General features: G+C 74.7%; 3 protein-coding genes. 1 reads left to right on the forward strand and 2 read right to left on the reverse strand.

Features of this window, described 5'->3' with window-relative positions; translation table 11 throughout:
• Nucleotides 1-547: 547 nt before the first annotated feature.
• Complete coding sequence (locus VM242_03540) at nucleotides 548-2,464, reverse strand: PASTA domain-containing protein (protein ID HVM04225.1); 1,917 nt, start codon at nucleotides 2,462-2,464, stop codon at nucleotides 548-550.
• Nucleotides 2,465-2,561: 97 nt separating this feature from the next.
• On the opposite strand from VM242_03540, the gene VM242_03545 reads away from it, so the two are divergent.
• Complete coding sequence (locus tag VM242_03545) at nucleotides 2,562-2,993, forward strand: hypothetical protein (GenBank protein HVM04226.1); 432 nt, start codon at nucleotides 2,562-2,564, stop codon at nucleotides 2,991-2,993.
• Nucleotides 2,994-3,187: 194 nt separating this feature from the next.
• Here VM242_03545 and ligA read toward each other — a convergent pair whose 3' ends face one another.
• On the reverse strand, nucleotides 3,188-5,221 hold the full coding sequence (ligA, locus tag VM242_03550; GenBank protein ID HVM04227.1) for an NAD-dependent DNA ligase LigA: 2,034 nt from the start codon (nucleotides 5,219-5,221) through the stop codon (nucleotides 3,188-3,190).
• Between the last annotated feature and the right edge of the window lie 272 nt (nucleotides 5,222-5,493).

Genomic DNA, 5,493 nt, shown 5'->3' on the forward strand with positions numbered 1-5,493 from the left:
GGTGTGGTTCGCCGCCGGGCCGCCCATCCGGCCACGATCGCCGCCATCCCGAGGTGGTGCACGGCCAACCACCGCCACCGCCGCTCGCGCACCACCGCCGCCCACCGCACCAGGACGGCGACGGCCGCCGGGTAGCCGGCGCCCAGGAGGGCGAGCGAGCGGGCCTCGGCGTCCACGACCCGAACCTACCCCCCTGGCCGCGAAACCTTCGCCGCGTTCGCGCAGGCAAGGTCCGTGGCCGGGCTCGCCGCCGCAGGCGGCCCCTACGGCTGCGGACACGGGAAGGGACAGGGCGGAGGCGGCGCGAGCTCCGCTCGCCCGCCGGAGCACGATCCAACTCGGCCGAATGGAGTGAGCGGAGCGAACGAATGAAGCCGAAGACTCAGCGGACAGGTCCGTGGCCGCACTCGCCGCCATCGGCGGCCTCAACGGCTGCGGACACCGGTGAAAGGACAGGGCGGAGGCGGCGCGAGCTCCGCTCGCCCGCCGGAGCACGATCCAACTCGGCCGAATGGAGTGAGCGGAGCGAACGAATGAAGCCGAAGACTCAGCGGACGAAGAGGAACACGCCGCTGTCCCGCTTCACCCGGGTCCCCGGGCCCGGATCGGTGAGGAACACGGTCTTCCCCCGGGGCAGCCCGCCGGTGCCGCTGACCTGGAGGCCGGCGGCCTGGAGGACGGCGGTGGCCTCGGCGACGGACTTCCCGAGCACGTCGGGGACGGGCACCAGGTCGGGCCCCTTGGAGACGTTGACCACCACCGTCGAGTCGCGGGCGACCGACCTCCCCACGCCCGGCTTGGTGGAGACGACCCTGCCCTTGTCGACCTCGGCGCTGAACACCTCGGCCGCCTCGGCCTTGAGGCCCGCCCCGGCCAGCAGGGCGGCCGCCTCCTCGAACGTCTTGCCGGTGACGTCGGGTATCTCCCTCGGCGCCGGGCCGCTCGACACGGTGACGGTGACCTCGATGCCCTTGGGCAGCGAGGACCCGGTGGGCGACCAGGTGAGGACCCGGCCGGGCGGCTGCACCTCGTCGGGCTGGGCGACGACCTTGGGCACGAAGCCGGCGTCCCGCAGGGCCTGCTCGGCCGCCGGCTGGTCGAGGTTGGTGAGGTCCGGCACGGCGCGGGGCTCGGGGCCCTTGGACAGCACGACGGTGATGGAGCCGCCCTCGCGCAGCTCACGGAGCGGGGAGGGGTCCTGGTCGAGGATGTGCTGGTCGGGCACCTCCTCGTCGAAGCGGGCGGGCGCCAGCTTGATCTCGAACTCCTCGTCGGCTACCTCGGCGCGCGCCTCGGCCACCGTCTTCCCCCGCAGCGACGGCACGGGGTACCTCGGGATCTGGGCCTGGGCGATGACGTAGGCGGTCCCGGCGCCGAGGAGCGCCAGCAGCATCAGGAGCAGCGCCCACGGCCACTTGCGGCGGCGCCGATGGGCCGCCGGCAGGACGACGTCCTCACCGGTCTCGATGGGACCGGTGCGGTCGACCTGGGCCTTCAGCGGGACGCTGAGCTGGGTGACGTCGGCGTCGTCCACGGGCGGCGGGGGGACCGGTCGGGGCCGGACCGGCGCCTCCAGGACGGCGGTGTCGTCGGTGGGGCGGCGGCGGACGACCACCGGCAGCGGCTCCGGTGCGGGCAGCTCACGGGCGGCCGCCTCCAGGCCGGCGACGAGACCGCGGGCGCCCAGCCGCTCGGCCGGGTCGGGCCGGGTGGCCTCCTCGAGCACGGGGCCGAGCGGTCCGACCTCCTCGGGCGCGACCATCTGGTTGTTCACCCGCGCCATGAGGGTGGCGATGGTGGTGTCCGCCGTGAAGGGCACCTTGCCGGTGACCGCCTCGACCAGCACCAGCGCGAGCGAGTACACGTCGGCCCTGCCGTCCACCGACAGGCCCTGGGCCTGCTCGGGCGAGGCGTAGCGGGCGGTGCCCAGGATGGCGCCCGCCGGCTCCGTCCACGCCGCCTCGGCCAGCGCCCGGGCCAGGCCGAAGTCGGCGATGCAGAGGCGGCCCTCCTCGTCGAACACCAGGTTGGCCGGCTTCACGTCGCGGTGCACGAGGTCGCGGCGGTGGGCGTAGTCGAGGGCGCGAGCCGCCTCCAGGCCGACGAGGAGCGCCTGCGAGGGCGACAGCCGGTGCCCGGCGTCCAGCATGTCGCGCAGGCTCCCGCCCGCCAGGTGCTCGAGGACCAGGAACGGCCCGTCCTCCGACTCGCCCCAGTCGAACACGCGCATGACGTGGGGATGGTTGAGGGCGGCGGCCTGCTGCGCCTCGGCCCGGAAGCGGCGGAGGAACGACTCGTCCTCGGCCAGCGCCGGGTGGAGGACCTTCACGGCCACCTGGCGGCGGAGGGTGGTGTCCTCGGCCAGGAAGACCTGCGCCGACGCCCCCGTCCCGATGGGGGTCAGCAGGCGGTAGCGCCCTCCGAGGACGCGACCGACGTGGTCGGCCATGCTCGACGTGGCCACCCGACGAGGCTAGCGGGCGCGGCCGTTCCAGCCGTGGACGGTCCGGCGCCCGGCCGGCGGCTCGTCGTACCCGCGCGCACCCGGCAACAATGGGCCGGTGACCGCCCTCCGCCGTGCCGACCGCCTCCTGACCCGCCGGCGCGTCGTGTCGTCGGTGCTGCTCGCGATGGCCTTCGCCGCCATCTACACGGCGTTCGTGATGCACGACGACTCGCCCAACCCCAAGCTGCGCCCGGCGGCCGTCCGGGTGGTGTCGCCCGAGCCGGCGTCGCTCCAGCTGCGCCAGACCGAGATCTTCGTCGAGCTGGCGACCACGTACCGGGGGGCGCTGTCGGTCAACGGCACGCCCATCCCCGACGACCAGCTGGACGTGATCGACGGGCTCAACCGCTACTCGTTCACCCCGGGCGCCGGCAAGGAGCTCGCCGAGCTGCCGCCCGGGCGCACGTGCGCCGAGGTGGCGTTCCACCAGGTGACCGACGAGAACGCCGAGCCGGGCATCTACCGGTGGTGCTTCAACGTCTCTTGAGCCGCGGTCGCCGTACGGGCGGGGCGGTAACGCCGGCGCCTCGGTGCGACCGTTTCGCCGGGATTCCACTTCTGGCGGCAGGAAGGGGCGGTATGCGCCCTTTCTTGCCGCCGGAGCGGCCAGGAGCCGGTCGCGGTCGCCGTCGCACCGCCGCTCCCCGGGCGCGCCGGGCGCTCGGGGGCGGTGGACGGCGTTCACCCCGCCGGCGTCGGGAGTTCGCCCGTCTCCAGGAGGTGCTCGAAGGCCGCTTCGTCGAGGATGGGGACGCTCAGCTCGGTGGCCTTGGTGAGCTTGGCGGCGCCGGGCCCCTCCCCCACCACCACGGCCGTCGTCTTCCTGGACACGCTGCCGGGCGCCTTGCCGCCGCGGGCCTTGATCGCCTCCTCGGCCGTCTCCCGTGACCACCGTTCCAGGGTCCCGGTGACCACCACCGACATGCCCGCCAGCGTCTGGGGCACCTGGGGGGCGTCGGGGCCCCTCGGGGCGACTCCGGCCGCCCGCAGGCGGTCCACGACGTCGCGGTTGCGCTCGGAGGCGAAGAACGCCCGCACGCTGGTGGCGATGGTTGGCCCGATGCCCTCCACCGCGGCCAGCTCCTCCACCGACGCCTCCATGATGCGGTCGAGGGAGCCGAACGCCCGGGCCAGCACGGCCGAGCCCGTCCCGCCCAGGTGCGGGATGGCGAGGGCGACGAGCAGGTTGGCCAGCGGGCGGGACTTCGAGCCCTCGATGGCCCGGCCCAGGTTCGCCACCGAGACCTCGCCGAAGCGGTCGAGGGCCCGCACCTCGTCGAGGTCCAGCGTGTAGAGGTCGGCGACGTCCCGCACCAGGCCGTGCTGGAAGAACAGGCCCACCGTGCGCTCGCCCAGCCCCTCGATGTCCATGGCGCCGCGGGAGGCGAAGTGCTCGATGCGCCGTGCCCGCTGGGCCGGGCAGTCGAGGTTGGGGCAGTGGGTGTCGCTCGCCCCCTGGGCGCGCACCAGCGGGCCGCCGCAGCTCGGGCACGTCGCCGGGAACCGCCACTCCGGCAGGCCCTCGGGCCGCAGCGACAGCACCGGGCCGACCACCTCGGGGATGACGTCGCCCGCCTTGCGCACGATGACGGTGTCGCCCACCCGGACATCCTTCAGGCGGACCTGGTCCTCGTTGTGCAGGGTGGCGACGCCGACCGTCGAGCCGCCCACGAACACCGGCTCGAGTAAGGCGAAGGGCGTGGCCCGGCCCGACGGCCCGATAGAGACCTCGATGTCGCGCAGCAGCGTCGTGCGCTCCTCGGGCGGGAACTTGTAGGCGATGGCCCAGCGCGGCGCCTTGGAGGTCGAGCCCAGCTCGGACCGCTGGGCCAGGTCGTCGACCTTCACCACGATGCCGTCGATTTCGTAGTCGACGCTGTGGCGGCGCTCCTGCCACTGGCGGCAGAAGGCGTGGACCTCGTCCAGCGACTGGAGCACCCGGATCTCGGGGTTCACGGGGAAGCCCGCCGCCCTCAGCCAGTCGAGCGTGTCACGGTGGCGGGCGAAGGCGGGCGCGCCCTCGACGTGGCCGATCTGGTACACCCAGAAGCCGAGCCGGCGGGAGGCGGTGATGCGGGCGTCCTTCTGGCGCAGCGACCCGGCGCCGGCGTTGCGGGGATTGGCGAACAGGCGCCCCCCCTCGTCCGCCTGCCGCTTGTTCAGCTCCTCGAACGCCGGGGTGGGCATGTACACCTCGCCCCGCACCTCGAGCAGGGCGGGCGGGTCGTGCAGCGTCAGGCGGTCGGGCACGTCGGCGATCGTCGCCACGTTGGCCGTGACGTCCTCGCCCACCCTCCCGTCGCCCCGGGTGGCCGCCCGCACCAGTCGCCCGTCCTCGTAGAGCAACGAGATGGCGACGCCGTCGATCTTGAGCTCGCAGACGTAGTCCACCTCGCCCGAGATGAAGCGCTCCATGCGCCGGCCCCACGCCAGCAGCTCCTCGAGCGACGTGGCGTTGTCGAGCGACATCATGCGGGTGCGGTGCTCGACCGGCGGGAATAGGGCGGAGGGCGCCGCCCCGACCTGCTGGGTGGGCGACTCGGCCGTCACCAGGTCGGGGTGCGTCTCCTCGATGGCGGCCAGCTCGCGGACGAGGGCGTCGTACTCCGCATCGGAGATCTCCGGCTCGTCGAGCTGGTGGTACCGGACGTTGTGGTACTCGATCAGGCCCCGCAGCTCGTCGGCCCGCTCGGCCGGGTTGTCCGAGCAGGTCATCGGCCTCGGAGGGACCGAGGCCCGTCGTCCGCGGCGGGACGCCGCTGGCCGCGGCGGCCACGCACCGGGTCGGCAGCGGCCGGCTCGCTCGCCCGGCGGGCGGCGCCGGGACCGGGCGCCGGCACGGGGTCACCGGCCGGCGTGCCCCTGCGGCGGCGGGGCGGGGCGGCCGGTGACCCCGTGCCGGCGCCCGGTCCCGGCGCCGCCCGCCGGGCGAGCGAGCCGGCCGCTGCCGACCCGGTGCGTGGCCGCCGCGGCCAGCGGCGTCCCGC

The sequence above is a fragment of the Acidimicrobiales bacterium genome (assembly GCA_035540975.1).
Taxonomy (GTDB): domain Bacteria; phylum Actinomycetota; class Acidimicrobiia; order Acidimicrobiales.